The sequence below is a fragment of the Oryzomonas rubra genome, from assembly GCF_008369015.1.
Lineage (GTDB): Bacteria > Desulfobacterota > Desulfuromonadia > Geobacterales > Pseudopelobacteraceae > Oryzomonas > Oryzomonas japonica.
Genome location: NZ_SRSD01000008.1, coordinates 102,102 through 128,440 on the forward strand (window position 1 = coordinate 102,102; position 26,339 = coordinate 128,440).

25 protein-coding genes and 1 riboswitch are annotated in these 26,339 nt (G+C 59.7%); of the genes, 14 read left to right on the top strand and 11 right to left on the bottom strand.

Features of this window, described 5'->3' with window-relative positions; all coding sequences use genetic code 11:
* Positions 1-65: 65 nt before the first annotated feature.
* Positions 66-1,418: an MATE family efflux transporter gene (locus tag ET418_RS13400; protein ID WP_149308322.1), complete on the top strand. Its 1,353-nt coding sequence runs from the start codon at positions 66-68 to the stop codon at positions 1,416-1,418.
* Positions 1,419-1,466: 48 nt separating this feature from the next.
* On the opposite strand, the gene ET418_RS13405 is transcribed toward ET418_RS13400, so the two are convergent.
* From ET418_RS13405 to ET418_RS13455, 11 genes are all read right to left on the bottom strand, one after another.
* Complete coding sequence (locus tag ET418_RS13405; protein ID WP_149308324.1) at positions 1,467-1,814, bottom strand: DUF190 domain-containing protein; 348 nt, start codon at positions 1,812-1,814, stop codon at positions 1,467-1,469.
* Positions 1,814-2,203, bottom strand: a complete 390-nt coding sequence (gene crcB, locus ET418_RS13410) for a fluoride efflux transporter CrcB (RefSeq protein WP_149308326.1) — start codon at positions 2,201-2,203, stop codon at positions 1,814-1,816. Before crcB ends, ET418_RS13405 begins: the two co-directional genes overlap by 1 nt.
* A 115-nt stretch (positions 2,204-2,318) precedes the next feature.
* A riboswitch (Fluoride riboswitch) is annotated at positions 2,319-2,380 on the bottom strand.
* Between the two features lie 65 nt (positions 2,381-2,445).
* Entirely contained in the window at positions 2,446-4,284 is a 1,839-nt protein-coding gene (locus ET418_RS13415; RefSeq protein ID WP_149308328.1) for a TIGR04442 family protein, read from the bottom strand.
* Between the two features lie 57 nt (positions 4,285-4,341).
* The gene (locus ET418_RS13420) at positions 4,342-5,100 is read right to left on the bottom strand and encodes a GPMC system MBL fold metallohydrolase (RefSeq protein WP_149308330.1); all 759 of its coding nucleotides are present in this window, start codon (positions 5,098-5,100) and stop codon (positions 4,342-4,344) included.
* A 118-nt stretch (positions 5,101-5,218) separates the two neighbouring features.
* Positions 5,219-6,124, bottom strand: a complete 906-nt coding sequence (locus ET418_RS13425) for a universal stress protein (protein ID WP_149308331.1) — start codon at positions 6,122-6,124, stop codon at positions 5,219-5,221.
* Between the two features lie 4 nt (positions 6,125-6,128).
* Complete coding sequence (locus tag ET418_RS13430) at positions 6,129-7,430, bottom strand: Nramp family divalent metal transporter (RefSeq protein ID WP_149308333.1); 1,302 nt, start codon at positions 7,428-7,430, stop codon at positions 6,129-6,131.
* Positions 7,431-7,452: 22 nt separating this feature from the next.
* On the bottom strand, positions 7,453-8,376 hold the full coding sequence (gene rarD / locus ET418_RS13435; protein ID WP_149308335.1) for an EamA family transporter RarD: 924 nt from the start codon (positions 8,374-8,376) through the stop codon (positions 7,453-7,455).
* 14 nt (positions 8,377-8,390) lie between these two features.
* Positions 8,391-8,873 (bottom strand): YbaK/EbsC family protein, encoded by a 483-nt coding sequence (locus ET418_RS13440; RefSeq protein WP_149308337.1) that lies wholly within the window; start codon positions 8,871-8,873, stop codon positions 8,391-8,393.
* Between the two features lie 28 nt (positions 8,874-8,901).
* On the bottom strand, positions 8,902-9,786 hold the full coding sequence (locus tag ET418_RS13445) for a DMT family transporter (RefSeq protein ID WP_149308339.1): 885 nt from the start codon (positions 9,784-9,786) through the stop codon (positions 8,902-8,904).
* Positions 9,786-10,313 carry a gamma carbonic anhydrase family protein gene (locus ET418_RS13450; RefSeq protein ID WP_149308341.1) on the bottom strand — a complete coding sequence of 176 codons (528 nt, stop codon included), beginning with the start codon at positions 10,311-10,313 and terminating at the stop codon, positions 9,786-9,788. The genes ET418_RS13445 and ET418_RS13450 overlap by 1 nt, the downstream gene beginning before the upstream one ends.
* A 100-nt stretch (positions 10,314-10,413) precedes the next feature.
* Entirely contained in the window at positions 10,414-11,934 is a 1,521-nt protein-coding gene (locus tag ET418_RS13455) for a sigma 54-interacting transcriptional regulator (RefSeq protein ID WP_149308343.1), read from the bottom strand.
* 669 nt (positions 11,935-12,603) lie between these two features.
* Here ET418_RS13455 and ET418_RS13460 point away from each other — a divergent pair.
* The 13 genes from ET418_RS13460 (at position 12,604) to gspF (ending at position 26,310) form a co-directional block, all read left to right on the top strand.
* Entirely contained in the window at positions 12,604-14,481 is a 1,878-nt protein-coding gene (locus ET418_RS13460; RefSeq protein ID WP_188055564.1) for an FAD-dependent oxidoreductase, read from the top strand.
* A gap of 26 nt (positions 14,482-14,507) precedes the next feature.
* Complete coding sequence (locus ET418_RS13465) at positions 14,508-15,203, top strand: 2Fe-2S iron-sulfur cluster-binding protein (protein WP_149308347.1); 696 nt, start codon at positions 14,508-14,510, stop codon at positions 15,201-15,203.
* 179 nt (positions 15,204-15,382) lie between these two features.
* Positions 15,383-16,717 (top strand): hypothetical protein, encoded by a 1,335-nt coding sequence (locus ET418_RS13470; protein ID WP_246153074.1) that lies wholly within the window; start codon positions 15,383-15,385, stop codon positions 16,715-16,717.
* A gap of 11 nt (positions 16,718-16,728) precedes the next feature.
* Entirely contained in the window at positions 16,729-17,148 is a 420-nt protein-coding gene (locus ET418_RS13475; protein ID WP_246153076.1) for a cytochrome C, read from the top strand.
* The gene (locus tag ET418_RS13480) at positions 17,136-17,756 is read left to right on the top strand and encodes a hypothetical protein (protein WP_149308351.1); all 621 of its coding nucleotides are present in this window, start codon (positions 17,136-17,138) and stop codon (positions 17,754-17,756) included. Before ET418_RS13475 ends, ET418_RS13480 begins: the two co-directional genes overlap by 13 nt.
* Positions 17,757-17,817: 61 nt before the next feature.
* On the top strand, positions 17,818-18,192 hold the full coding sequence (locus ET418_RS13485) for a NifB/NifX family molybdenum-iron cluster-binding protein (protein WP_149308353.1): 375 nt from the start codon (positions 17,818-17,820) through the stop codon (positions 18,190-18,192).
* A 71-nt stretch (positions 18,193-18,263) separates the two neighbouring features.
* Positions 18,264-18,437, top strand: a complete 174-nt coding sequence (locus tag ET418_RS13490) for a twin-arginine translocase TatA/TatE family subunit (protein ID WP_149308355.1) — start codon at positions 18,264-18,266, stop codon at positions 18,435-18,437.
* Between the two features lie 224 nt (positions 18,438-18,661).
* Complete coding sequence (locus ET418_RS13495; RefSeq protein ID WP_149308357.1) at positions 18,662-19,093, top strand: hypothetical protein; 432 nt, start codon at positions 18,662-18,664, stop codon at positions 19,091-19,093.
* Between the two features lie 663 nt (positions 19,094-19,756).
* Positions 19,757-20,593 carry a diaminopimelate epimerase gene (dapF, locus tag ET418_RS13500; protein WP_149308359.1) on the top strand — a complete coding sequence of 279 codons (837 nt, stop codon included), beginning with the start codon at positions 19,757-19,759 and terminating at the stop codon, positions 20,591-20,593.
* Positions 20,594-20,654: 61 nt separating this feature from the next.
* Positions 20,655-21,536 carry a type II secretion system protein GspC gene (gene gspC, locus ET418_RS13505; RefSeq protein ID WP_149308361.1) on the top strand — a complete coding sequence of 294 codons (882 nt, stop codon included), beginning with the start codon at positions 20,655-20,657 and terminating at the stop codon, positions 21,534-21,536.
* 91 nt (positions 21,537-21,627) lie between these two features.
* The gene (gspD, locus tag ET418_RS13510) at positions 21,628-23,550 is read left to right on the top strand and encodes a type II secretion system secretin GspD (protein WP_246153077.1); all 1,923 of its coding nucleotides are present in this window, start codon (positions 21,628-21,630) and stop codon (positions 23,548-23,550) included.
* Positions 23,547-25,118, top strand: coding sequence for a type II secretion system ATPase GspE (gene gspE, locus ET418_RS13515; RefSeq protein ID WP_149308365.1), 1,572 nt, complete (start codon positions 23,547-23,549; stop codon positions 25,116-25,118). Before gspD ends, gspE begins: the two co-directional genes overlap by 4 nt.
* On the top strand, positions 25,099-26,310 hold the full coding sequence (gspF, locus tag ET418_RS13520; protein WP_149308367.1) for a type II secretion system inner membrane protein GspF: 1,212 nt from the start codon (positions 25,099-25,101) through the stop codon (positions 26,308-26,310). The genes gspE and gspF overlap by 20 nt, the downstream gene beginning before the upstream one ends.
* The last annotated feature ends 29 nt before the right edge of the window (positions 26,311-26,339 follow it).

Below are 26,339 nucleotides of genomic sequence, written 5' to 3' on the forward strand. Positions count from 1 at the left end.
CTGCGGCCCCGCCTTTTTTGCGTGAAAAGCATTGACCTCCCCAGGAGCGCACCCTATAAAGGACCATGCTCAACAGCCCTGCCAGAATCGTTTTGCACCGTCATAGGCCGGTCTCCATCCGGCGTAACGTTTTCCGCCTCTCCATGCCGGTGCTCCTCTCCTCATTGTTCCAACGCCTGGTATCCATCGTCGATATCTTTCTGACCGGCGGTCTGGGAGCTGCGGCCATTGCCGCCACCGGACTGGGCCAATTGTTGATGTTCGTCACCATGACCGTGTTCTGGGGATTGGCCACCGGGGCAACGGTGGTGATCGCCCATCTGTGGGGTGCCGGCAGGCGCGAGGAGGCCCGCCGGGCGGCCTACGTGAGCTGCCTCGTCTGCCTGGCCATGACGGCGGCCTGTACGGCGGCGGGCACCGCCTGGGGAGGCGATATCGCCCGCATGATGGGTACCGCACCCGACGTCCAGGCCTTGGCCGCCGACTACATCCGCCTGGTGTTCCTCGGGCTGGTCTGGACAACCGGCCTCAACATCCTTTCCGCCATCATGCAGGGCGCCGGGGATACCCGCACGCCCATGGAGGCGATCATCCTGGTCAACATCCTGCATGTCGCCCTGGCCTGGCCGCTGATCTACGGTACGCTCGGCTTTCCGGCGCTAGGGGTCAAAGGCGCTGCCATTGCCATCAACAGCTCGGAATTCGTCGGCTTTTCCTACCTGCTGATCCAGGCGGTGCGCAAGCGGTATCTTGCCTTCGGCCGGCCGGATGGCTGGCTTTTCGGCATGGTATGGCGGGTGGGGTGGCCGGTGGCTCTGGAGCGGGTCGCCCAGCAGAGCGGCCAGTTGTTCTATTCGAGCTTCATCATCGGTTACGGCACCGGCGCCTACGCCGCCCACCAGATCGGCATTTCCATCGAATCCCTCTCCTTCATGCCCGGCGCCGGCATGGGAATCGCCGCCGCCACGCTCATGGGGCAGGCCCTGGGGGCCAGGAAGCTCCGCCGCGCCCGCATCAGCCACAACGAGGCGCTGCGGCTGGCCGTGGTGGTCATGACCCTCATGGCGCTCGTCTTCTTCTGCGCACCCCACTACCTGATCGGGCTGTTCACCCATGACGGCGACGTCATTGCCAAGGGGAGCGTTTTCCTGCGGCTGGTGGCCTTCGCCCAGGTGCCCCTGGCGCTTTCGTTCGTCTATGCCGGCAGCCTGCGGGGGGCGGGCGATACCTTCTACGTCTTCATCGTCACGTTGGTGGCCATGTGGGGGATACGGGTGGCGTTGTCGTGGGTAGCGGCCGAATGGCTGCACCTCTCCCTGTACGCCGTATGGGGGGTCTTCCTGATCGACTGGTATTTCCGCGGGGCGGCCTTTGCCTGGAGATACCACAAACGCGACCTGCACGGCATCGCGGTGTAGGAGCGCATGGTGAGCTGCCGCCGGTGATTGCTGCTGCCGTTTCCCCTCTCACGGTTCCTTGTTCTTGTAGCTGTAGCGGATGACCGTCGCCTTCTCCAGCGTGATCATGCCGCCATCCATCATCTCGTCGATGCGGGGCATGATGGCGTTGATCCGCTCCTGACTGTCCACCACCTCGACGATCAGCGGCAGGTCGGCGGACAGGTCCAGGAGTTTTTGGGTATGGAATACGCTATGGGCGCCGAAGCCGCAGACCCCGCGCAGGACCGTGGCACCGGCAAAGCCCTCCTTGCGCAACAGTTCCACGAGCGCCTCGTACAGCGGCTTGCGGCCATAGCGGTCGCTCTCTCCGATGAATATCCGCATCAACACCTTTTCACCGATCAGTTTTGTCATCACACCCCTCCTTGGAGTATCGTTCGGACGGTGATAATACCCAGCCAGGTGAACAGCAGGCAGACCGCTACGCTTGCCAGTACATTGGCAAAAGCGACGAGGAACTGGCCATCCTCCAGCAGCTTGAAGGTCTCGTAGCTGAAGGTGGAGAAGGTCGTCAGTCCCCCTAGGAAACCAACGGTCAGCCCCAGACGCAACGTATCGGGGATGACGGTGCTGCGCAGGCCCAGTTCCATGACCAGGCCGATGAGGTAGGCCCCGATGATGTTGACGGCAAAGGTGCCGTAGGGGAATATCCGGCCGAACTGGCTGTAGACCCAGCCCGAGAGGTAGTAGCGGGTAAGCCCACCCCCGGCGCAGAAGATGGCAATCGTGGCAGCGGTCTTCATCTGAAACCTCCTCCGTGCATGGAAAGTATAGCGGCCTTTCGGGCGATGTCACCACTGTTTTGCCAAGGCTCGTGTGAACGGAATCCGCGGGATAAAAAAACTCCTACCTCGCATGTGAAAGGTAGGAGTCATCAGCTTTTGCAAGCGGTTGTGGCGAACTCCATCGCCGGGAAAAGTATGATGCGGAACTATAGCCGACGAGGGCCGCCCCGGTCAAGCGATAGCTCACCCGGAGCGGAAAACTAACTCAAGCCCTTCCTGATCTGGTACAGCCCCTCGAGACTCAATCCGTTCTTCTCGTAATATTCCCGCTCCAACTCTTCAACATAGAAACGGTCGAGACCGGAGTTTTCCAGGAAATCCTCCCGCAACCCCACATTGCGTTCGGCGATGATCTGGGGCAACAGGGAGTGGAGATACATGGCCTCCTTCTTGATGGTGAAGATGGTTTCATGGAAGATGTGGTCGGGGATATCGGCCTTGATGAGCCGTTTGTTCTTCAATTCCTCGATTACCTCGCGGCGCAGCGCCTCCTGGTCGGCCCTGGTGGTGAACCGGGAATAGAAGTTGCGGATCCGGTCGCGTACATGCTCCAGCAGTACCGATGAAATGCGTTCTTCCTGGTCGATTTTCTGGAGGTGCTGATTCAATTCTTCCGTGCTACCCGTACGTTTTTCCACGGCCCTGAGCCCTGCCAAGAGGGCGGTTACCTTGCGCCGTCCGAAACGGCCCAGGTAGGCGTTATGGAACAGTTCGTGGATGAACAGCTCCTCGAAGCACCCCTCCCTGAGATTGTCAAAGGCGGCCTTGTGCTCCAGGAGTCCCTGGAGCATCTCCTCGTTGACCCGCACGTTTTCCATGAAGGCCAGTTGGCTGATCAGGTTCGAGACGCTGTCGAAACGGTCCAGGTAGGTGATGACGTAGGAAAACCCATCCATCAGCCCCGGGTCGGCGCCGTCGCGGATCTTTTCGTCGCACTCCTTGCTCGCGTCCAGCATGAGTTGGTCGAAGGAATGGTCGCGGTTTTCCACGGCCTTTTTCTTGGCCTGGATCAGGTTGAGCATGTCCTCGCGGTTGATCGGGCTTTCGATCTCCTTTTCCCTGAGGAAGATCCCCTGCAGCACCTCGCGGGTGGCGGCGATGTAGTCTTGTTCCTCGTGGTGGACCAGGTTGCGCCCTCGCTTGAGCATCTCGTCCAGGGTATAGAACAGGGCGCCGGGGATCTTGTTACGCACCGACAAGGTCTTGAGCCGGGTCAGCCGGGCATTGTCCAGATGGCTGATCTCTCCCTTGCTGTTGCAGGCCAGGAGGATATTGCGGTATTCGTCCACAATACGTTTGTTGGACGGATGGCGGTACATGGCGTCGATGCGCATGCGTTCCTGCTGGTAGCGGTCGATCCGATAGGTGGTCGCAAGTTTGACCAGGCGGGCGAAATCGTCATCGGCGATCTTCTTGTTACGGTAGTAAAGGCTTTTGAAGAGGTCGCGGTATTCCCGGTGGTGGCGGTTGATCAGCTTGATGATGAAGAGTTGGGCCGAATCGTCCCTGAGCAGCGGAAAGATGTTGGAGATAAGGGCGTCGTCACGCTCGTCGCCCACCGATTCGGAGCGCTTGATGATCTTTCCGAGGTTTTTGACCAACTCCTCCTGCTGGTATTTCAGTTTGCGGGAGAGTTGGTTGGAGTGGACGAAAAAATAGTAGTTGCAGACGGCGTTCCCCTCGAAAAAAATATTTTCGAAGCTCTCCTCTCCCTGGGTGCGGTCGCTGAAACGGATCGAGCCCGTGTCGTTGGAACGTGCCCCGTACATGACCAGGCGGTTGATGATGTCCGGTTTGGAGAGATCGGAGGAGGGTTGGTCGACGCCGAACATGTATTCGCAAAAATAGCCGCCGTTCCCCTGGTAGCCGATCCCTTCGGGGGAGATGATGAGCTCGTTGCCCGGAGAGAAGATGCGGAGGTGTTCCTCCTCCTGGACGATGTTGAAGAAGTAACGCTGATAGGCATCGTTGCCCACCACCATGACGAAATACTCGACATGGCTGCCGACCTGCCCATGTAGCCGTATGTCCTTGTGCATACTCCCCCTCTCCTATCGCAATTGCATTAGTTCCCATCCGGAAACCCCGCATGAAAACTACAGTACATCGAACGCCATGCCGTCGTAGGCGAATTCGAAACCGGGCGGCAGTTTGGCTTGCTCGCTGTGGAGCACTTCATGGGTCAGATGGGTGAGGACGACGCGGCCCGGCTTGATCGGTTCCACGGCGGCAATGGCCGCTTCGATGTTGAAGTGGAACGGATGGGGCGTCCAGCGCAGCCCGTCCATGACCAGCACGTCGAGCCCCTCCAGAAGCGGCAGGGAGCTGGCGGGAATGGCGCTGCAATCCGTCAGATAGGCGAATGTCCCGATGCGGAAGCCCGTGGCGGTGCTCTTGCCGTGCTCAAGGGGGATCGGGATGGCCGTCAGCCCGAACAGATCGAACGGGGCGGAGACCTCGTGGGCCGACAAAAGCGGCGTATAGCCCGATCCGCCGGATTCGACGAAGATGTATCTGAAGCCCGTCAGCAATGTCTCGAAGGTCGCGGGGGAGGCATAGCAGGGAACGACCTCCTTGTGCAGAAAGTGGAAGCCGCGCAGGTCATCGATGCCGTTCACATGGTCGGCATGGGGGTGGGTGAAGAGAACGGCGTCTACCCTATCCAGCCCCTCCCGCAGGGCTTGCCGCCGCAGGTCGGTGGAGGTGTCCACCAGGATGTTCCGCCCCCCGTGCCGAATCAGCAGGGAGGCACGGGTTCTCCGGTCCTTCGGGTCGTCCGACGTGCATACCCGGCACCTGCACCCCACCATGGGAACCCCGGTCGATGTCCCGCTCCCCAGGATGGTTACCTTCATTCAACGTCCTTTCCGTAATATGCCTGGAAAATAACAGAAATCCTCGATGCAGGCAAGGCGGATTTCTTGAAAGCCGTTACTGCTGCTGGCGTTTGCGGGCCATGATGAACCGGTCCGGCTATGCCTTGGGGAGGGGGATCAAGAGCAGCGAGATCTTGCTCAGAGTACAGATCCGGTGGGTGACGCTCCCCGCCCAGAAGGCCTCCATACCGGTTTTCCCATGGGTGGCCAGCACAATGAGGTCCACCCGGGCATGGCTGGCGGCCTTTGCAATCGTCTGTGCCGGATCTCCCCGCAATACGTGGGCGCTTGCCGTAAACCCCTGTCTCTGCAAGGTTTCCAGTTGTTCCCGAAAGGTCTCCCGGGCATCCTGGGAGGCCATTTCGAGTATTCGGGACGTGGTGGCGGGAAGCATCCTGCTGGAAACCTTTGCCGCCCCCGACAGGGAGGCGAAACGGGGAATAACCATCATGAGGTGCAGTGTCGCGCCGCAGGCCCGGGCGATCTCCTCCGAAACCGGCAGGGCCTGGGCATGATCCGCGTCGCCGTCCAGGGGGACGAGGATGTTGTTGCAGGCGAACGCCGGCGCGCCGCCCTGGTCGTCGGGGTGGGTGATGAGGACCGGACGGGAGCCCAGGGCAATGACCTTCTGGGCGATGCTCCCCAAAAACAGGTGAAGGGCCTGCCCGCGGCCGTGGGAGCACATGATCACCAGATCGTGCTCCAGTTCGTCCGCATGGGCGACGATGCTGTCGGCCACATCGTCCGCTTCTGCGGCATGCACGTGGCAGTCGACCACGATTCCGGGGGGAAAGGCGCGTTGCGACAGGCGGCGCAGATAGGCCGCCGCATCCTCCGCATTCCTCAGGTGGGACTGGCCATGGACCTCGCTGGGGGCGTTTTTCTCCACGACATGGAAGAGCGTGACCCGGGCGCCGAGCCTGGTGGCCAGGAAGGCGGCGGCCGGCAGGGCCGCCTCGGCCAGGCGTGAGCCGTCTAAAGGGACAAGGAAATGTTTGAACATGGGATCACCCCGTTACCAGTGTCTTATAGAGGAGGTAGGCGTTGAGCGCGAGGATGGTTCCCGCGATCATTGCAGCTACGGCCGTCGTGATGCGTTTATTGACCAAATCCCCCATGATGTCGGGGCTGCGGGTGAACATGACCAGGGGGATGATCGCGAAGGGGAGCCCGAAGCTGAGTACCACCTGGCTGACCACCAGGGTGCGGGTCGGATCCAGCCCCATGCCGATAACGATCAGCGAGGGAGCCATGGTCACCAGGCGCCGCAGCCAGATCGGGATGTGCCGCTGCATGAAACCCTGCATGATCACCTGCCCCGCGCTGGTGCCTACGGTGGATGACGATAGCCCCGAGAGCAGCAGGGAGAGGCCGAAGATCCATTTGGCCGATGATCCCAGGAGCGGTTCCAGAGTCCGGTAGGCCTCCTCGATGGTGCCGACGGCGGAGTGCCCCGTGGTGTGGAAGGTGGCTGCCGCCATGACCAGCATGGCGATATTGACGAAACTGGCCATGCCCATGGCGATGACCACATCGGCGATCTCGAAACGGTACAGGCTTTGGAGCCGTTTTTGGTCCCGTACGACGATGCGCCCCTGGGTCAGGGCGGAATGGAGGAAGATGGCATGGGGCATGACGGTGGCCCCCAGGATCCCCGAGGCCAAAAGAACGCTTTCGGCCCCCGAAAAATGCGGGACCACGGCATGATAGGCGACCAGCCCCCAATCGGGCTTGACGATGATGGTCTCCAGCAGGTAGCAGAGGGCGATCATCCCGACCATGGATGAGATGATCGCCTCCAGGGGGCGGAACCCGTAGCGTTCCATTCCCAAGATCAGCATGGTCGCCAGGGCGGTGAGCAGGGCGCCGACAAACAGCGGGATGCCCATGAGGAGTTGGAAGCCCAGGGCGGCGCCGAGGAATTCGGCCAGATCCGTTGCCATGGCCACGATCTCCATCAACAGCCACATGGCGACGACCACCGGCCGGGGGAAGCGTGCCCGGCACTGCTCCGCCAGGTTCATGCCCGTGGCAATGCCGAGTTTGGCCGAAAGGGTCTGGATGAGCATGGCCATGAGGTTGCTGGCCACGATCACCCAGACCAGCAGGTAGCCGAATTGGGCGCCCCCCTGGATATTGGTGGCAAAGTTGCCCGGGTCCACGTAGGCCACGCTGGCGATAAAGGCCGGCCCCAGAAACGGCATCAGGCGCGTCAGCCGGTTTGGGCGCGACTGGCCGTCCAGGATGTCCAGGGCGGTTTGGACGGTCCGGGAATCGGGAGAAACAGGTGGAGGGGTTTCTTCTTCCATAATGGGTGCCGTTCCCCCGCGGTCAGGTGCGCTCTGCGTCGCGGCTTGCCGCCGGATTACGGAAGGTGCGGACCGCGTCGGCAGTATAGAGCGCCAAGCCGCTCCAGATCAAGATGAATGTCACCATGTGGGTGGGGGTGAACTGCTCCCCGTAGGCAAACACGGCCAGGGCAAACTGCAGGCTGGGGGTCAGGTATTGCAGGAAGCCGATGGTGGCCAGCCGCAGCCTGCGGGCCGCCGCGGCGAAGAGCAAAAGCGGCGTGGCGGTCAGGACACCTGCCAGGGGGAGCCACAGGGCGCCCTGGTCCACGGCCGCCGGGAAGGCCCCCTGACCGTGTGTGCCCAGCCAGATCAGGTACGCCAGGGCCAGCGGCCCGGTCAGGATGGTTTCCACCAGCAGGCCTGCCAGGGATTCAACGTGAGCCGTCTTGCGCAGCAAGCCGTAGAGGCCGAAGGATGCGGCCAGGCCCAGGGAGATCCAGGGCACCGCCCCGACCCGGGCCGTCAGCAGGCCGACCCCGGTAACCGCCAGGAGCAGGCTGATCATCTGCAGCGGCCGCAGCCGTTCCCGCAGAAAGATCATGCCCAGCAGCACATTGACCAGGGGGGTAATGAAATATCCCAGGCTCGACTGGAGTACCTGACCCTGCTCCACGGCATAGATGAACACCAGCCAGTTGATGGTGATCAGGGTAGTGGAACCGATCAGGGTCAGCAGCACCCGACGGGATGCAAAGGCGGTCCTGACCTCGCCCCAGCAGCCCGTGGCGGCAACCAGCACCAGCAAAAAGAGGACCGACCAGACGATGCGGTGGGCAACCACCTCCAAGGGGGGAATGCCGTGCAGCGCCTTGAAGTAGACCGGGAAAAAGCCCCAGACCAGATAGGCCAGAAAGCCGTAGGTCAGGCCTTGGCGGAGCGGTTCCTGCCGGGCGGGGGAGGACATGGGCCGACCCCGGTTCAGGAGAGGTCCGCCGGCCGGCCGCCGGTTACGGCCAGCAGGTCGGCCGGGGTGATGCGGAACAGGGCGTGGGGGGTGCCGGCCGCGGCCCAGACCTCGGGGTATTCCAAAAGGTCCCGGTCGATGACCGGACAAAGCTGCTCCAGGTGCCCCAGGGGCGGGATGCCGCCAATGGCGAAGCCGGTACGCTCCCGGACAAAGGCCGCATCGGCCTTGCCGACCGGTTCGCCGCAGGCCGCTGCCAAAAGCGCCTCGTTGACGCGGTTTTTGCCGCTGACCAGGGCCAGCACCGGGTTCCCCGAATGGGCGCCCTTGAATACCAGCGATTTGACGATCTGGGCCACATCGCACCCCACCGTTTCGGCCGCTTCGGCGGCGGTGCGGGAACTGGCGGCCAATTCCTGTACGCGGCAGGGGACTCCGGCCGCCTCCAGGGCCTCCTGCACCTTGCGGGCGCTGGGGCTGAGTTCATTATCGTGCATGGGTGGGTTCCTTCCATCTTTGGATGTGTCAGGCAGGCTGCGGGGGACGCGCCGCCACCCGGGTAAAGAGATACAGGCCGCCGAAGATAAACGCCCCGCCCGCCATCTGTCGCAGGGTTGGCGGCTCACCGAGGAAAACGGCGGCCCACAGTATGGCCCCCAGGGGTTCGCCCAGGATGCTGACCGAAACCACCGAGGCCTGGACGTATTTCAGTGCCCAATTGAAGACCGTATGTCCCATGACCGTACAGACCAGGGCCAGGGCCAGAAACAGCAGCCAATCCCGGGGAGGGTAGCCGCCAAAGGGGGTTCGGGTGATCAGCGTTGCCGCCACCAGGGCCAGGGAGCTGGTCCCGTAGGTGACGAAGGTATACCCCTCCAGGGGGATGCCCCTGCGCAGCCTGCGGCCGATCAGCAGGTAGCCGGAGATCATGACGGCCGCCAGGAGCGCCAGCAGGTCGCCGATCAGCGCCCGCATGCCGACCTGGAAATCGGCGGCCCCGATGATGATGCTCCCCGTAAGGGCCAAGAGCCCCCCCATGACGGCCAGGCGCGAGATGCGCTCCTTGAAGAAGAGCAGCGACCCGAGTACCACGAAGACCGGCTGGAGGGTCACCAACACCGTGGAACTGGCCACGCTGGTGTAGCCCAGGGAGGTGAACCAGGTCACGAAGTGCAAGGCCAGGAAGAGGCCGCTCAAGGCGGAGAACGCCACTTGGCGTCGGTCGAGGGTGGCCAGTATCCCCCGTTTCATCAGGGTAAAGGGGGCCAGGGCCAGAAAGGTGAACAGCAGGCGGTAGGTGGCGATGATCAGGGGGGGCGCTGTGGCGAGGCGCACGAACAGGGCAGAGAAGGAAACCGCGACCACGGCGGCCATCACGGCCAGGTAGGGGTTGAGGGGCGGCTTTGGCATCAGTCGTTGATATACTGCAAGGCGTAGTTCACGTAGTTGCCGGCGGATTTCCCCAGCCAGGCCACCTCGTCCGGGGTCAGGTCGCGTTTGTACTTGGCCGGCGCGCCGATCCACAGGGTGTGGGGAGGGATAACCGTCCCCTCGGTGACCAGGGCCCGGGCGCCTACCAGGGCGCCTTCGCCCACCACGGCCCGGTCCATCACCATGGCCTGCATGCCGATGAAGCAGCCGTTGTGCAGGGTGCAGCCGTGCAGGGTCACGCTGTGGCCGATGGTGACGTCGTCGCCGATGATGAGCGGCGCGCCGGGATCGTCGGCATGTTTTTTGTGGGTGACGTGCAGCATGGTCAGGTCCTGCACATTGCTGCGGGCACCGATGCGGATACGGTTCACGTCGCCGCGGGCCACGCAGTTGTACCAGATGCTGCTCTGGGGGCCCATCTCCACATCGCCGATGATCACGGCGGTCTCCGCCACGAAGGCGGTCGGGTCGATCTTCGGCTGGATGCCCTGGAACGGTCGAATCATTACTCGCCCTCCGGTAACGGTGAATGAAGGGATGAAGTATACGCATTCCGTCCGTTTTTGGCAACTAATGTCCTGTGGTTTTCAAATAGCCTGCCGGGGATTATGCTTCTTGCTTTACCTGCATTAAACCCAGCTTACGCATGCGCCCCCTCAAGGTGTTGTAATTGATGCCGAGCAATTCTGCTGCTCCATGTGGGCCGAATATCTTGCCCTTGGTCATTTTAAGAACCTTGCTGATATGCATGCTCATTACTTCGTCGAGATTCAAAGGGCCGTCAGCCGGCTGCCATTCACGGGTGGGAGTTGCTTTACAAGCATGTTCTGCCGACATCGAATCGAATCTCAGTTGTTCTCCCCATCGGCAGATAAGTTCTCTTTCGACCAGATTTTCCAGTTCCCGGACATTACCGGGCCAATGGTAATTCACAAGCCGCCCAATTGTCCCCGGTGCAATGGCCGGGGGGGTAACGATCCCCAGTTCCCGGCTTTTCATCATAATGAAGTGACGGATCAAGGTGGGAATGTCCTCTTTTCTTTGGCGAAGCGGGGGGACATTGATGGGGAAGACATTCAGCCGGAACCAGAGGTCTTCCCGGAACCGGTGCTGAGATACCATCTGTTCCAAGTCGCAATTGGTTGCAGTTATTACTCGGACATCAACGTCAATCAGCTTATCGCCACCCACCCGGCAGACCTTTCTGCTCTGGAGAACCCGCAGAAGCCTCACTTGGCTCTGGAGAGCCATCTCGCCGATCTCGTCAAGAAAAATGGTGCCGCCGTTGGCCTGTTCAAACTTTCCATGCTTTTCTGCCACCGCTCCGGTGAACGCCCCCTTCTCATGGCCGAACAACTCGCTGTCAATGAGGTTTTCAGGGATGGCGCCGCAGTTGACCTTGATAAAAGGGCCAGCCTTACGGGAAGAGGATGAATGGATGGCGTTGGCAATCAACTCCTTTCCTGTCCCGGTCTCCCCCGTTATGAGCACGGTGCTGTTAAGCGGAGCCACCCTTCTTGCCATCTCCATAACGTTGCGCAACCCCGAATCGCCCCCGACAATCTCTTCCCGTTCTTGGAAGAAGGGCAGAGAGCAATTGTCGTCGCGGAGGGAACTCCGGTTGTGCGACAGGTTTTCGCGGGCAAGGGCATTTGCCAATGCCATGGAAAAGGGGCGGGCAATAGTGGCCAGAAGTTCGATATGCGCCGCATCATATCGCTTTCTGCCATGGGCAAAAAATGTCAGTGCCCCCAGCATGGTTACTTCTTTGGTTGCGAGAGGCACCATAAGTGTGGAGCTTTCTTCATGCTTTGCAAGGGGAGCTATCTTTCTATAGATCTCATCTGTATTCATTAATATCGGTTCGGAAAAATTCCTTGATTTGACAATCGGCCAGAGATCCGCAGGGATTGGAATCAATTTGTCATAATATTCTCTTTTATCGGCAGAGGCTTGGGCTATGCATCGTATGGCCCGACGATTTTCGTCACGAGTAGCGAGTTTGAATGCATCCAGCGGGATATGGCGCCGCAAATACTCAAAGGTATTATTAACAGCCAGATCAATGTGAATGCTGCTGCAAACCTTTGTCGTTACGTCCCTGAAAAATACATTCCTGTCGACCATATGTTCTAACCCCCACCTTTTTAGCTCGAATCATCAATAGCGAACAAGTGATCGATGACCAAGCGATAATAAAACGTATTTGCTGGTTGTTTAATTTGTGATCGATTGCCGGGGGCTTAGCACCAATTGCCTAAAACCTATCGGTGACGTGCCAATACCGGAAAGATAATCCGCAGTTTCCAGCCCTCCTTATATTATTAAAATATAACAATAAAATCAACGTATACATGCCGAAATCCGTACTCGAGAGCTATCGAGCAATCAAGCGGCTGATGTTTAACCATATTTGACCAATAGCACTATTTTAATCATATGCCTCAAGCATATTTTACCTATGTGACCATTTTGGCGTCTGCGTAGAGTGATGTGTGATGTAATTGTCTGTTTAAATTGATTTTGTTTTGTTGGCACTGTTTTGGCAAACATCGATGCTCTTGAGTTGTCTCTGTACATAATAGATACGTAACAAATTATAGTTTATATCATATGCATCGCGTAATTAAATATTTAATCATTTAAAATAGTAATAGTTAAAATGATAATTATATTTTGAAAGGAGGGTGTTGTAAACGCTGTACAAGTATTTGTACGCTGTAAACTACTTTGTATAAACATAGTTAGTAGTTTAAAAATTAAGGGGGAAGAGAAGTTATGGGAAAAAATGAAAATATGTATATATCCCGTCGTGGTTTTTTGAAGTCCGGTGGGCTTGCCTTAGGAACGGCGGTTCTTGCCGGAAACACCGCTGCACTTACCGGCTGTTCAGGGAGCACTAGCGGCACTGCCGGCACAAACGGTAACTCAGCCGCCTCGCAGAGCTACTCGGTCTACGAGACCGACATCCTGATCATTGGCGGGGGAATCGGAGCGCTGTCCGCCGGCTTTGAGGCAACCAAGAGCGGCAGGAAGGTTACCATGGTTGACAAGGGACCATTCCGGGCGAGCGGTGCCACCGGCATGAACTGGGACGTCCAATACGGCTTTATGCCGGCCAACGCCGACGGATCCTTGAACCCGGTGCTATACCAGCACGATTCGGTCCTTCAAAACATCGTCAACAAGAAGGCACAACAGAACGCCATGCTTTCGGACCCGAACAGGTCTATCTTCCAGTATTACATGAACAAGGGCGGCGAATGCTTCCCTCACCGCAACGCGGACGGTTCAGATGTCATGGCGGTGGATACGCCGTACTTCAAGATGGGCGCGGGCGGTTTCCCCCGTCACGCCCAGGACGAGATTTCCAAGTCGCCGCTGATGACGGTTCACGACCGTACCATGATCACTGATGTGCTCATGAGCAACGGGCAGTGCATCGGCGCAGTCGGTGTCGCCCTCCCCACCGGCAAATTCGTCGTTTACCGTGCCAATGCGGTCATACTTTCCGCAGGCGGGTGTGGCTGGTTCAATGGCTGGGTTACCGTTGCAGCCAAAAGCATGAACGTTCCGGACAACACCTCCGACGTCGAAATGGCCGCCTACCGCCGCGGGGCGAGGGTGGGAGACGCCGAATACGGCAGCTACGAACTCCACTCCATCCAACCGACCGGCATTGCCTATGGATTCAATGCCGGTATCGGCGCCGAACCGGACGCGTCCGCCTACATCGTCGACGCGAAAAGGGTGCCGTTTCTCATGGCTGACCCGACGGTAGATAAGAGCCGTGTGTTTTGGGACCGTAACTATTTCAAAAAACTTTTGGCCACGCACATGATGGACCCGAGCAACCTTGGTCCCAATGGCGGCCTCTATCTAGATCTCAGCAGTCCCGCGGCTGTCGCAGGACTGCGCATCTCCTACGCACGTTCGATATCCCTGTGGAAGGAAAACTTCGGCATCGACGTCACGAAAGAGCTTGTCGAGTTCAACTTTGAGATGGGCGAGCATGGGGGGGCGCCGGTCATCGATGATACTATGATGACCGATATCCCCGGGCTCTTCTGCAGTCGTGGCGCCGGTGTGTATGGTACGGAGGGCGGAGTCAATGAGTACACAAATCGCCGGATGGGCTCCTACACTCTCCGGAGTGCTTTGAAGTATCTTGAAACCGTTAAGGCCCCGACCACAATAGACTTTACCCAAGCCGAGAACGAGATCGCTCGACTGGTCGAAATCCGCACACGCAGGGTCGCCGGAGGCCTACGACCCCATCTGGTGCGCCAGAGGATTCAAAAGGCCTGCGGCACCTGCATGAGCGCTGTGCGTACAACCGCCAATCTCCAGGCCGCGTCGGCCGAACTAGCCAGAATTCGCAAGGAAGATCTGCCCCATCAGGTACTTACCGACACGTCAACGACCTATAGCACCGAGTGGAAGATGGCGATCGAAAACTACAACTTGATCGACATCGCCGAGATGTCGGTCAACGCCACTCTGACGCGCACGGAGAGCCGGGGCGCTCACATCCGTCCCGAATATCCCACCCAGGACGATGTGAACTGGAAGTGCATGCTCACAGCCAAGCTGGTGAACGGCAAGATGACCTTCAGCAAGTACACCCCTCCTGATACGATCTCTTGGGATAGTGTCACGTGGGAAAATGTCTAACTACATAGATCTGAAAGGAAAAATATATGAATATCAAATTCAGCAAATACGACCGGGCGGTGGACGCCGCGCCATCCCTGGTCACCATCGGCGTACCCTACAAAGACAAGATCACGGTCCTTGAAGCCATGCAGTTTGCACACGAGAGCCAGCCGGTCATTTTCGATTACAGTTGCCATGGGCGCGCCTGCGGCCGCTGTGCCGTGATGTACGACGGCAAGCCTGTGCTCGCCTGCATCACCACGATGACCAATGGGCCTCACACCATCGAACCGATGGCCGGCCAGCCGGTTATACGCGACCTCATTGTCGATAAAAGCGAGGCCCATGCGGATCTCACTCAGCGCTATCGCCGCATCCGGGCCCAGCCGCTCACCGATGCTCAAGCCAACAAGATGGACCTGACCAACAACGCCCAAATCAACGCCATTGAATGGTGCTGCCGTTGCCTGGTCTGCACGGCTGGCTGCCCCGCCCACAAAGCCGATCCTTCGAGTTTTGTCGGCCCCGCGGCGTTACTCGCTATCGCTTATCGGCATTACGACCCCTACGACGAAGGGAACCGCATAGTGGATGCGGTCCAGGCCGGGCTCTGGAACTGCATCATGTGCGGCCAGTGCGACAATCTCTGCCCCCAGAAGGAGATCAAACGCGTCACCCAGATCTGGAAAGAGCTCCGCTCCGCTGCCACGGCCGCAGGTTATCCCAACCCCAACGTCTGACGTACACGATGCTTTGCGGCCGAATGGCTGGATGAGTCGCCCCCGTGCAGGCACGGGGGCGACCAACGCCTTTGGCCTTTGACAGAAGACCGTTTGGTGAACCGGTAGTACGGATTCTTCCGGCGTGAGGAGAGAAAACGCAATGCAGACATTACCACTAATTGGCAAGGAGGGGCGTCTTGAATAGACATGACACGATGGGAACACGCCGCGGGTTTCGCAGCGGCGTGGGCCAGTGCGCAGGAATCATTATGGCCCTTGTGCCGCTTCTGGCAGCGGCACCGGTCCAGTCGGAGGGCCTCGCCGTCTCCGGCGAATCCACCACCATCCTGCGCGCCAGGGAGAGTATGGACAAGAAAGACCTCTACCCGGCTTACGAGTACCTGCGCCTCTCGGCGACGAACCTGGACAAGGAGGGGAGGCTCTCCTTCTATTTCGGCGGTTGGGGCCGCATCGACCTGGGTGACCGGAGCACGGACAAATACCGGGACGGCGACCTCCAGTACGGCTATCTCAGCTATCGCGCCCCCAAGAACAACCTGGTGGTCAACCTGGGGCGCCAGTTCGTGGCCGAAGGAGTGGCCTCGGAGCGGGTGGACGGGGCGTACCTGCGCTCCGACTTCACGGCAGGGTTCGGGGCCGCCGCCTTTATCGGCGCCCCCGTGGTCACCGAGACGAACAGCAAAGGTGGCGACCTGATCTACGGCGGCCGCATCACCCATACCCTGGCCAAATACTACACCCTGGGAGTGAGCGCCCTCAAGGCGAGCCAAAGCGGCGAGCGGTATCGGGAAGAGGAGGGGGTCGACGTCTGGCTCCATCCACTGAAACAGATCGACGCGGTGGGCCGTTCCTCCTACAACTCCATCACCGACGGCTGGATGGAGCACGACTACCGCATCACCTACAATCCCCAGGACAACCTGAGCATCAATGCAAGCTATTCGGACATCAACTATAAGGACTACTTCTTTCACATGACCACCAACGTGTTCAGCCTGATCAGCCCTGCCAACCCCGGCGGGGTGATGGACCCCCGGGAGAAGGTGCAGAGCCTGGGGGGCGGCATCGCCTATACCCCCATCAAAGCACTGACCATTGGGGCCGACTACAAGAACTACGACTATAAAATCGCCGGTGACGGCAACTACTACGGCGGCAAGGCGACGCTCTTGCTGCCCGGCGCCGTAGTGACCGGTTTTGCCATCCACCGTATGGACGGCACCACGGACAAGCTGCGCTACAATGAATACCGCGTCTTTGCCGCGAAGAAATTTCAACGGTTCGACATTACTGCCGATTTCTTCGACGTGAACTACGACAGCCGCATCAACGGGATCAAGAACTCCTACACCGTTGTCGGGGCCGCTTCCTGCGACATCACCCCCAGCCTGAAGATCGGGGCCGATGTGGACTACTCCAAGAACCCGGATTACGACAACGAGGTGGCGGGTCTGGTCAAGCTGACCTATACGTTCGACATCCGGCGCGGCACCGAAGGGAGGGCGAAGTGAAAAGATATAGTATGATACCGATGGTAGTGCTGATCGTAAGTACTCTGTATGCCTGCGCCAATACGGCCAGCATCGTCAAGACCCACCCGGAGAAGGTAACAGGAATGCCTGATTGCCGCGAATGCCATACCGACACCTGGCAGGCGTTCAACCACAAGGCTGCGGACTTCTTCCCCAAACACCGCTTTTACGCCCAGGAACAGCGTCTGGCCTGCGCCGCCTGCCATGAGGAATCGTTCTGCTCCGACTGCCATGCCCATAAGGAAGAGATCAAGCCGAGCGACAAGTTCGCCGACTCTCCCGAGCGGACCCTGCCGCACCGAGGCGACTACCTGAGCCAGCACAAGATCGACGGCCGGATCAACCCGGCGTCCTGCGTCAAGTGCCATGGCAGACAAAACAACGAGAGGTGCGCCACATGTCATCGATAAGACCTTTTATCCTGGGACTATGGCTGCCGGCCCTCGTTGCGTTCGGGCTTGCCGGCTGCGGGGACAGCAATTCCCAGAGCACCTTCTCCGCCGACAGCCACGGGGCACATGTTGTCGCCACCTGGTTGCCGGGGGGCCACAGCGCGGCGGCCACAACCAATATAAGCGCCTGCGCCGAGTGCCACGGCAGCGATTACGCCGGCGGCATCTCCAAGGTGGCCTGCACCCAGTGCCACATGGGAGACCAACAGCACGTCCATCCGCTTTTCTGGGGTGATTATACCTATTCCCACCATGCGGTCTATGTCGCGGAAAGCGGGATCGCCGCCTGCACCAACATCTACTGCCACGGCAAGAGCCTGACCGGCGTCACCGGTAGCGGTCCCTCCTGCTCTAGTTGCCATCTGGGCGGACCGATGCAGATACACCCCGCCAGCATCGCCGTGTGGAAAAACGTCACCAGCAGCAACCAAAGCTCCCATGGGGTCTATGTGCTCACCAACGGCATCACTACCTGCGCCAATGTAGTCTGCCATGGGGCAAACCTGGAAGGCGTGTCGGGGAGTGGCATGAGTTGCCAGTCCTGCCACACTCTGAACTGGCAGTAACAGTAATGAATAAGCAAAGCGCCGCAAACGCTTCAACACACAAAGGATGTGCGGAGGTAACGTGAATGTCTGTTTTCCGGTACTGCAGAATTTGGGATTGGCGAGCCGGGTGTATGGTCACTTCTCGTGTGCGCCGGAGTATGTGGTGGTGGATATGATTACCTGCGAGGTAACTACGATCAACAACTGTGGTCAGCTTCTTCAGTATGGAACCTGCGATCCGATAGATGGGCTTGACGGCCATAAGGTGGATGCACTGGTGGTCGGCGAAATTGGCGGTGCAGTGCTGTGCAAACTCAGCCGTGTCGGTATCCGGGTATTTCAGGCCCGGGAAGGGACCGTTGGCGAGAACCTTGTGTTCTTGGAAGCGAACAGCTTGCCGGAACACCTACCGGTCCAGAATCGGCATGGTCACAGCCATGGCTGCCCCCATTAACCATGCTGCGGCCTCACCCCCCCCATTACGCTGTGAGCATTATAACTTTCAACACGGAAGGAGGTAGCCACATGTTTGGTTTTGGTGTCCCTGAATTACTCATAATTGCATTTATGGTGATTTTGATTTTTGGTGTGGGAAAACTGCCGGAAGTCGGAGGGTCTTTCGGCAAGGCAATCAACAACTTCAGAAAAGCTGCTGCCGACAAGGATCAAATCGAGATCAACCCCAAAGCGGAGAGCTGACTATCGAACGGGGTATCGGTTTTCACATCCGCTGCCGTACGCAGGGGAGGGGCACACGCCCCTCGTTCTGTGTGGTGAGAAGCCCGTGGAGTGAGCCCTCCTTCCTCCATGGGCTTCTTCTGTCCATCGGACCGCATTTGGCAGAGGAGCCCGCATGCCGCCAATCCGCTACGCAAGACCATACAGAAGAGACAACGTCTGTCGGCAGATCTATAGGACGATATATGGAAGTTCAAAATTGCAATCAGCTCAATCGGCAGCTCAAGGGCGTGTGCAATGATTCACCCCCGCTGAAAAGTGGCCGCAAACTCGCCTGTGACAGCCGCTACCGCAATATCATCAGGCAATTGGACGGCATGTTTGAACAACTTCTGCACCAGCCCGATAAGGATCTGAAAGCAGACTTTGATCGGTTGCTGGACAGCGTGATGGAACACATTGGTAGCGAAAATTGTTACATGGGCATGGTGAACTTTCCCCAAGCGGTGCAGCACTGTCTCCACCACCAGTTTATCTGCACCAAAATGGCCGAATTGCATCACCGTTTCAGCAGGCGTTTGGCGGTGTTGCCCGAAGAGTTGGGCTATATCCGCCTGCTCTGGATGGAACACATCCATGTCCACGACCGGGTCTTCGAAGACTTCCTGGCTTCATGAATGATGCCGGCGTACCTATAATCATGACAACTAATGATGAAATCAGAGGCCTGCACCGGCCAGATACATGCTGTTTCGTGGAAGCGCCATTTCCGGAATGTTATTGCTACGCCATATCGAGCAAAACAATTTCCAACATAGTAACCTTCTGCGGTGATGATTTCGAGTCCTGCTCCATATATAGCCAAAGGATCGCATGTGTCTGCTGTACCGGAACATCGTCGGACACAACGGGATGATATGTTTGGCATGTCGCGCACGGCAGGGCGCCAGCCCATGAAACCGTGCATCAGAACCTGCCAATCCGGCATTTATGGAACCGGAAGGAAAAGGCTTATGAATCGGTTTCCCTTTCGCGCCGCTGTTGAAGAAAACACCCTCCGCACTATTATGCCTTGTCGATAAGATTCGGTTGGCTGCCACAGATAACGCCCCTTGAGTCCCCTGAATTCGGGAAAGTTATAATGAATCCGTTACGGCAGCTCTTCTCCTGCGGCAGTAGCCGAAAAGTGTGCCTTCATTGCGGCCCCTGGTTTGGGGGAAGGCGGAGAGCATATCTTCTGGGAGATATCTTTCGTATCTGTGGATGCCGATTAATGTCTTGTTGCGGCGCTGGACTATATTTGCTACTCTATAGCATTTGTTGAAAGGGGATGGAGTGCGATGAAATTCACCAAAATGCAGGGCGCCGGCAATGATTACGTCTATGTGAACTGCTTCGAGGAGACGGTTGCCCATCCTCAGCAGGCGGCCATACAGGTTTCCAACCGCAATTTCGGCATCGGCTCGGACGGGCTCATCCTGATCATGCCCTCGGACAAGGCCGATGTGCGTATGCGGATGTTCAATTCCGACGGTTCCGAGTCCGAGATGTGCGGCAACGGTATCCGTTGCGTGGCAAAATACGCCTATGATCACGGCATCGTTTCGAAGACCGAGATCACCGCCGAGACCGGGGCCGGCATCCTGACCCTGCGACTGGTGCCGGGGGACGACGGCACGATAGAAAAGGTCCGTGTCAATATGGGACCGCCGCGGCTGACCAGGGGCGAGATCCCCATGACCGGCGACGCCGCCGCCAAGGTGATCGCGGAACCGCTCACGGTCCTCGATCGCAGCTTCCAGATCACCTGCGCCTCCATGGGCAACCCCCATTGCGTGATCTTCGTGGACGATGTGGAGAACTTCCCGGTTTCTACCTATGGGCCGTTGATCGAAAACCACGAACTGTTCCCGCGCCGCACCAACGTCGAATTCGTCCAGATATTCTCGCGCAGCGAGGTGCGCCAGCGGACCTGGGAACGGGGCGCCGGAGAGACCTTGGCCTGCGGCACCGGTTCCAGCGCCGTGACCGCGGCATGCGTACTGAACGGCCTGACCGAGAGGAAGATCCTCAATCACCTCCTGGGGGGCGACCTGGAGATGGAGTGGGCCGAGGACGGCAACATCTACATGACCGGCCCGGCGGTAGAGGTTTTCAACGGCGAGATCAAGCTGTAGGGCGTCCCACAAAAACTTCCTTCTCTCCCCGCTTGCCCAAAGGGGAAGGTGATATACACTTATGCCACGTGCTCTTACCATCATAAATGTCCTGCTTGGAATTGTCATCATTGCCCTTTTGGCGGCGATCACGGCCGACGGTCTGGGGCGGCGGCTCACTTCCGCCTTTGTTTCCAAGGGCGTGGGAACCGGCAAAATGACACCTGCGGCCGCGCCGCTCCCCAAGATCGAGGACCTGGCGTTTTATGCCCCGATTCTGGTCAACGGCCTGTTCGGCAAGGCCACCCAGGGGCAGCTCACCCCGCTGGTGAACGCCCCTGCTGCGGCCCAGGCGGCCGCACCGGTGACCGCGCCGGCCGAACTGCTGCTGCTCGGCACGGCGACGGGCTCGTTCCGCGAAACCTTTGCCTTGGTGCGCAACACCGCCAAGCAGGAGGAACGCGTGTTCCGCCTGGGGGACATGGTTTTCGACGCCGGACGCCTGGCCCAAGTGACCAAGGAGCGGGCCTTTATCGTGATTAACGGTAAAAAGGTGGAGATTTTGACCCCCATGAGTCCCCCTCCGGCCGCTCCGGCTCAACCGGGCACTCCCCAGGGAGGCGTGTCGGTCGCCAATATCGGCGGGGGAAATTTCGTGATCGACCAGCGGGCGCTTAACGCCGCCCTGGACAACCCGGCCCAGGCCATGAGCGATGCCCGCCTGCTCCCCAGCCAGAAGGACGGTAAGGTGGAGGGGTTCCGGGCCTCGGAGGTAAAGCCTAACGGTCTGTTCGCCCTGGTTGGCGTCAAGAACGGGGACGTGCTTCTGCGGCTCAACGATTTTCCCATGGACTCGCCGGACAAGGCTCTGCAGTCGTTCATCGCCCTCAAGGGGCAGAGCAAACTCAAACTCGACCTTATCCGGGATGGACAGCCGGCGACATTCAACTACGATATACGGTGAATGGCCCCTCTTCCGGTTCATGCCTGAAAAGGAAAACCGTTTCTGCCGGTCATCAACGATTCCGCTGTTACGAAACAACGTGGAGGCACGCTTGAAACAGTACCTGATACGCACATTCTGCACCCTGCTTCTGGCAGGAATAGTATTCGCTTCGCCGGCTTTTGCCGCCCACGGGGTGGTGTTGAACTTCAACGACGTGGACATCTCCACCATGGTGAAGTTCATCAGCGACCTGACCGGGAAGAACTTCGTGATGGATGATCGGGTCAAGGGTAAGATCTCGGTCTATTCCCCCTCCAAGCTCTCCAATGAAGAGGCCTACAATGTCTTTACCTCGGTGCTGGAACTGAAAGGTTTCACGGTGGTGCAGAGCGGCAAGGTATTAAAGGTCGTCCCCTCGGCGAACGCCAAGACCTCCGGCTTTCCCCTGTTGCCATCGGGCAAGAGGCCGCCGGTCAACGACAGCTACATCGCCCAGGTGATCAAGCTGGAAAACATCTCGGCCCAGGAGGCGATCCCCTTCCTGCAGCCGCTAGTCTCCAAGGATGGCAACATCTCGGCCTTTGGTTCCAGCAACCTGCTGGTGCTGGACGGGGCCATCAACCTGCGCAAGATCCAGGATATTCTGAAGATAATCGACACTGAAAAGACCCGTGAGGGGATCGAGATCATCTACCTGAAAAACGCCGCCGCCGAGAGCGCCGCCAAGACTATCCAGCAATGGCTCTCCGGCAGCGAGAACAAATCCACCGGCCAGCCGGGCGCGGCCACGGCTGCGCCCTCCAGCGGTCAGGCAAGCGTAATGGCCGACCAGCGGCTGAACGCCCTCCTGGTATTCGGCGGCGACGGCGTCAAACAGGCGGTGCGGGAGATGGTGGCCAAGCTGGACGTCCCGTCGCCCGAAGCCAGCAACAAGGTCAACGTCTACTACCTGGAGAACACCGACGCCACCGAGATGGCCAAGGTGCTGGACGGCGTCATCAAGGGGATGAGCAGCGCCGCCGCGACCACTGCAGGACAGGCGGCCGGCACGACGGCGGCGCCCCAGACGTCACCCTTCGACAGCGGCAAGGTTACCATCACCGCGGACAAGGCCTCCAACTCCCTGGTGATCATGGCGTCTCCCGCCGATTACAATAACCTGGTCCAGGTGATCAAGAAGCTGGACCGCCGCAGCAAGCAGGTCTTCGTGCAGGTGTTGATCGCCGAGGTCTCGCTCTCCAAATCGCGGCAAGTAGGCGTGCAGCTCGGCACCCTGGGGGTCAGCAGCATCAGCAGGTATTTTGGCGTCGCCGGATACTACGACCCCTTCAGCGTTCTCTCCACCATTGAAACCGCCACGTCGTCGATTTCGTCCACCAGCGGATTATCCAATTTATCCACGCCGGCGAACATCGGGGCCGTGCTCCAGGCTCTTGACTCCAACGGCCTGGTGAACGTGCTCTCCACGCCCAATATCCTGACCTCGGACAACAAGGAGGCGGAGATCGTCGTGGGTCAGAACGTGCCGTTCCAGGGGTCGTCCACCGTTTCCTCCGGCGTCACGACCACCTCCATCGAACGCAAGGACGTGGGCATCACCCTGAAGATCAAGCCCCAGATCAGCGAGGGAGACTACATCCGCATGGACCTCTCCCAGGAGATCTCCGCCATCGGCTCCACGGTCACGGTCGGCAGCGGCTCCACGGACCGCATCACCACCAAGCGCTCGGCCAAGACCAATGTCGTCGTCAAGGACAATGAGATGATCGTGATCGGCGGCCTGATCCAGGACCAGGATGACGAAACCATAAGCAAGGTCCCGTTTTTTGGCGATATCCCCGGCCTGGGGTGGCTGTTCAAGACCAAGAGCAAGAGCAAGACCAAGACCAACCTGATGATCCTTTTGACTCCCCATATCGTCAAGGACAACTCCGACCTTACCGCGGTCTCCGACACCCAACGTGCAAAATTCGGCGATGCCGCCAAGAAGGTCGAGCCGGTGGATCTGCAGAAGGAGATAAGCGGCAAATGAGTCCGAGCCTGCTCCCGGAAGACCTGGCCACCACCGCCCTGCGGCTTGGTATCGCCTGCCAGCCCGAGATCGCGGTGGCCGAGGTCGATCCTGCCCTGTTGGCCCGGGTGCCGCTGACCTTTGCCCGGGCCCACGCCATCCTGCCCCTGCGGGAACAGGAGGGGCGGATCAGGATCGCCCTCTCCAGCCCCGCGGCCCTCCTGGCCCTGGACGAACTCAGGCTTCTGTTCGGCAAACCGGTGGAGGCGGTCCTGGTGCCGGACGCCACCTTGGGAGACGCCATCAACCACGTCTACGGCAGCCTCTCCGGCACCGCCCAGGAGGTGCTCCAGGAACTGGAGGGGGAAGACCTCTCCACGGTGGCCACCGCGCTCAACGACCCCCAGGACCTGCTGGACCTGGCGGACGAGGCCCCGGTCATCCGGCTGTTGAACTCCATCCTCTCGGAAGCGGTCAAGGAGCGGGTCAGCGACATCCACATCGAACCCTACGAGCGCGACCTGGTGGTGCGCTTCCGCATCGACGGCATCCTCTACGAAAAGCTGACCCCCCCCAAGATCATCCAGGATGCCCTGATATCCCGGGTCAAGATCATGGCCGGCCTCAACATTGCCGAAAAGCGTCTGCCCCAGGACGGCCGCATCCGCGTGCTCGTCGCCGGTCGCGATGTGGACATCCGCGTCTCCATCATCCCCACTTACTACGGGGAACGTGCCGTCCTGCGCCTTCTGGACAAGAAAAAAGGGGTGCTCTCCCTGGAGGACATCGGCCTGGGGGACGAAGGGGTGCGCACCATGGAGCGGGTGCTTGCCCGCACCAGCGGCATCGTCCTGGTGACCGGCCCCACCGGCAGCGGCAAATCCACCACCCTCTACGCAGCCTTGAACCGGCTCAACACCAGCGAAAAGAACATCATCACCATCGAAGACCCGATCGAATACCAGATCAAGGGCATCGGCCAGATCCAGGTCAACGCCAAGATCGACCTGACCTTTGCCGCCGGCCTGCGCTCCATCCTGCGCCAGGACCCGGACATCATCATGGTCGGCGAGATCCGCGACGCCGAAACGGCCGAGATCGCCATCCAGGCCAGCCTCACCGGCCACCTGGTGCTCTCCACTCTGCACACCAACGACGCCCCCACGGCCGTAACGCGTCTAGTGGACATGGGCATCGAACCGTTCATGATCGCCTCGTCCCTGACCGCGGTCATGGCCCAGCGCCTGGTGCGAGTGATCTGCCCCCACTGCCGCGAGGAATACCGGCCGGTGGAACAGTATGCCGGCATCACCCTGCCGGAGAGGCTCTACCGGGGGCGCGGCTGCGACAAATGCTTCGGCCTGGGCACCATGGGACGTAGCGCCATCTATGAGATCATGCCGGTGGACCAGGAGATCTGTTCCATGATCATCAAACGCGCCCATGCCGGGGAGATCAAGGAATACGCCGTATCCCGCGGCATGAAGACCCTGCGGGACGACGGCATGGCCCGGGCGGCGGCAGGCGTCACCACCATCGAAGAAGTACTGCGCGTCACCCAGGAAGACTATGCCGACGTTCCGGTATAAGGCATACACCGGCGCCGGGGCCACCGTCTCCGGCTCTATCGAGGCCGACTCCGAACGTCATGCCCTGGCCGACCTCAAGGGCAAAGGGCTCTTGCCGCGGGAGGTCAGCGAGGAGACGGCCGGGAGCGGCGCGAACCGGGCCTTCTCCTTCAAGCGGGGCATCACTACCGCCGAACTGTCCCTGTTCACCCGACGCTTGGCCACCCTGGTGGCCTCCTCCGTCCCCCTGTTCGAGGCCATGGGGTCGCTGCACGAGCAGGAGGAAAACGGCCCTCTCAAACAGGTGCTGGCGCGGGTGCGGGACCGGATCGCCGAAGGCGCCGCCCTGTCCCGTGCCCTGGCGGCCGAGCCCAAGATCTTCGGCGAGAGCTTCGTCAGCATGGTGTCTGCCGGCGAGGCCAGCGGCGCCCTCGATGCCGTCCTGGACCGGCTGGCCGACTTTCTGGAGGAACAGGAACAGGTAAAGAGCCGGGTCGTTTCCGCCCTGGCCTACCCGATCCTGATGGTGCTGGTGGGGAGCGGGGTCATGCTCTTCCTCCTGACCGTGGTCATCCCCAAGATCGTGGTCATCTTCGAGGAGAGCAAGGCCGCCCTGCCGCTGATCACGGTGATCCTGATCAAACTGTCCCATTTCCTGCGGGGGTGGTGGTGGATCCCGGCCGGCCTGATCATGGGCTCCGTGCCGCTCTACCGCTCCGCCATGCGGCGGGACAACCTGCGCATGAAGCGTGACCAACTGCTGCTCCGAGTGCCGGTAGCCGGCGGCATGCTGCAGCACCTGCTCCTGTCGCGCTTTGCCCGGGTTCTGGGACTGTTGCTCTCCAGCGGCGTGCCCATCATCCGGGCCCTGGAGATCACCTCCGAGGTGCTGGTCAACCGGGTCTACCGCGCCTTTCTCCGCGAGGTGATGGAGGAGGTCTCCCAGGGGGGGAGCCTGTCGGGGAGCCTGAAGAAGAGCCGCCTGTTCCCCCCCATGCTGGTTCATCTTGTCGGCGTGGGCGAACGGGGCGGGACCCTGGAGGAGATGCTGCTCAAGGCCGGCACCGCCTACGAGCGGGAGTTCAGCACGCGGCTGACCCGCCTTATGGGGTTGATGGAACCGCTGTTGGTCCTCGGCATGGGCCTGGCCGTCGGCGTCGTGGTTATGGCCGTTCTGTTGCCCATATTCGAGATGAACCAGCTAATCAAGTAGCTGGTTGTTGAAAAACAGCCAGCTCGCCG

Excerpts from the sequence above, each read along its gene's own strand:
- ET418_RS13495 (WP_149308357.1), top strand. The coding sequence starts at position 18,662 with ATGGAAGTTCAAAATTGCAATCAGCTCAATCGGCAGCTCAAGGGCGTG.
- ET418_RS13460 (WP_188055564.1), top strand. The coding sequence starts at position 12,604 with ATGTATATATCCCGTCGTGGTTTTTTGAAGTCCGGTGGGCTTGCCTTA.
- rarD (WP_149308335.1), bottom strand. The coding sequence starts at position 8,376 with ATGTCCTCCCCCGCCCGGCAGGAACCGCTCCGCCAAGGCCTGACCTAC.
- ET418_RS13425 (WP_149308331.1), bottom strand. The coding sequence starts at position 6,124 with ATGTTCAAACATTTCCTTGTCCCTTTAGACGGCTCACGCCTGGCCGAG.
- ET418_RS13440 (WP_149308337.1), bottom strand. The coding sequence starts at position 8,873 with ATGCACGATAATGAACTCAGCCCCAGCGCCCGCAAGGTGCAGGAGGCC.
- ET418_RS13415 (WP_149308328.1), bottom strand. The coding sequence starts at position 4,284 with ATGCACAAGGACATACGGCTACATGGGCAGGTCGGCAGCCATGTCGAG.
- ET418_RS13475 (WP_246153076.1), top strand. The coding sequence starts at position 16,729 with ATGATACCGATGGTAGTGCTGATCGTAAGTACTCTGTATGCCTGCGCC.
- ET418_RS13490 (WP_149308355.1), top strand. The coding sequence starts at position 18,264 with ATGTTTGGTTTTGGTGTCCCTGAATTACTCATAATTGCATTTATGGTG.
- ET418_RS13400 (WP_149308322.1), top strand. The coding sequence starts at position 66 with ATGCTCAACAGCCCTGCCAGAATCGTTTTGCACCGTCATAGGCCGGTC.
- ET418_RS13445 (WP_149308339.1), bottom strand. The coding sequence starts at position 9,786 with ATGCCAAAGCCGCCCCTCAACCCCTACCTGGCCGTGATGGCCGCCGTG.
- ET418_RS13405 (WP_149308324.1), bottom strand. The coding sequence starts at position 1,814 with ATGACAAAACTGATCGGTGAAAAGGTGTTGATGCGGATATTCATCGGA.
- ET418_RS13455 (WP_149308343.1), bottom strand. The coding sequence starts at position 11,934 with ATGGTCGACAGGAATGTATTTTTCAGGGACGTAACGACAAAGGTTTGC.
- ET418_RS13480 (WP_149308351.1), top strand. The coding sequence starts at position 17,136 with ATGTCATCGATAAGACCTTTTATCCTGGGACTATGGCTGCCGGCCCTC.
- ET418_RS13450 (WP_149308341.1), bottom strand. The coding sequence starts at position 10,313 with ATGATTCGACCGTTCCAGGGCATCCAGCCGAAGATCGACCCGACCGCC.
- ET418_RS13465 (WP_149308347.1), top strand. The coding sequence starts at position 14,508 with ATGAATATCAAATTCAGCAAATACGACCGGGCGGTGGACGCCGCGCCA.
- gspE (WP_149308365.1), top strand. The coding sequence starts at position 23,547 with ATGAGTCCGAGCCTGCTCCCGGAAGACCTGGCCACCACCGCCCTGCGG.
- ET418_RS13420 (WP_149308330.1), bottom strand. The coding sequence starts at position 5,100 with ATGAAGGTAACCATCCTGGGGAGCGGGACATCGACCGGGGTTCCCATG.
- ET418_RS13430 (WP_149308333.1), bottom strand. The coding sequence starts at position 7,430 with ATGGAAGAAGAAACCCCTCCACCTGTTTCTCCCGATTCCCGGACCGTC.
- gspF (WP_149308367.1), top strand. The coding sequence starts at position 25,099 with ATGCCGACGTTCCGGTATAAGGCATACACCGGCGCCGGGGCCACCGTC.
- dapF (WP_149308359.1), top strand. The coding sequence starts at position 19,757 with ATGAAATTCACCAAAATGCAGGGCGCCGGCAATGATTACGTCTATGTG.
- gspC (WP_149308361.1), top strand. The coding sequence starts at position 20,655 with ATGCCACGTGCTCTTACCATCATAAATGTCCTGCTTGGAATTGTCATC.
- crcB (WP_149308326.1), bottom strand. The coding sequence starts at position 2,203 with ATGAAGACCGCTGCCACGATTGCCATCTTCTGCGCCGGGGGTGGGCTT.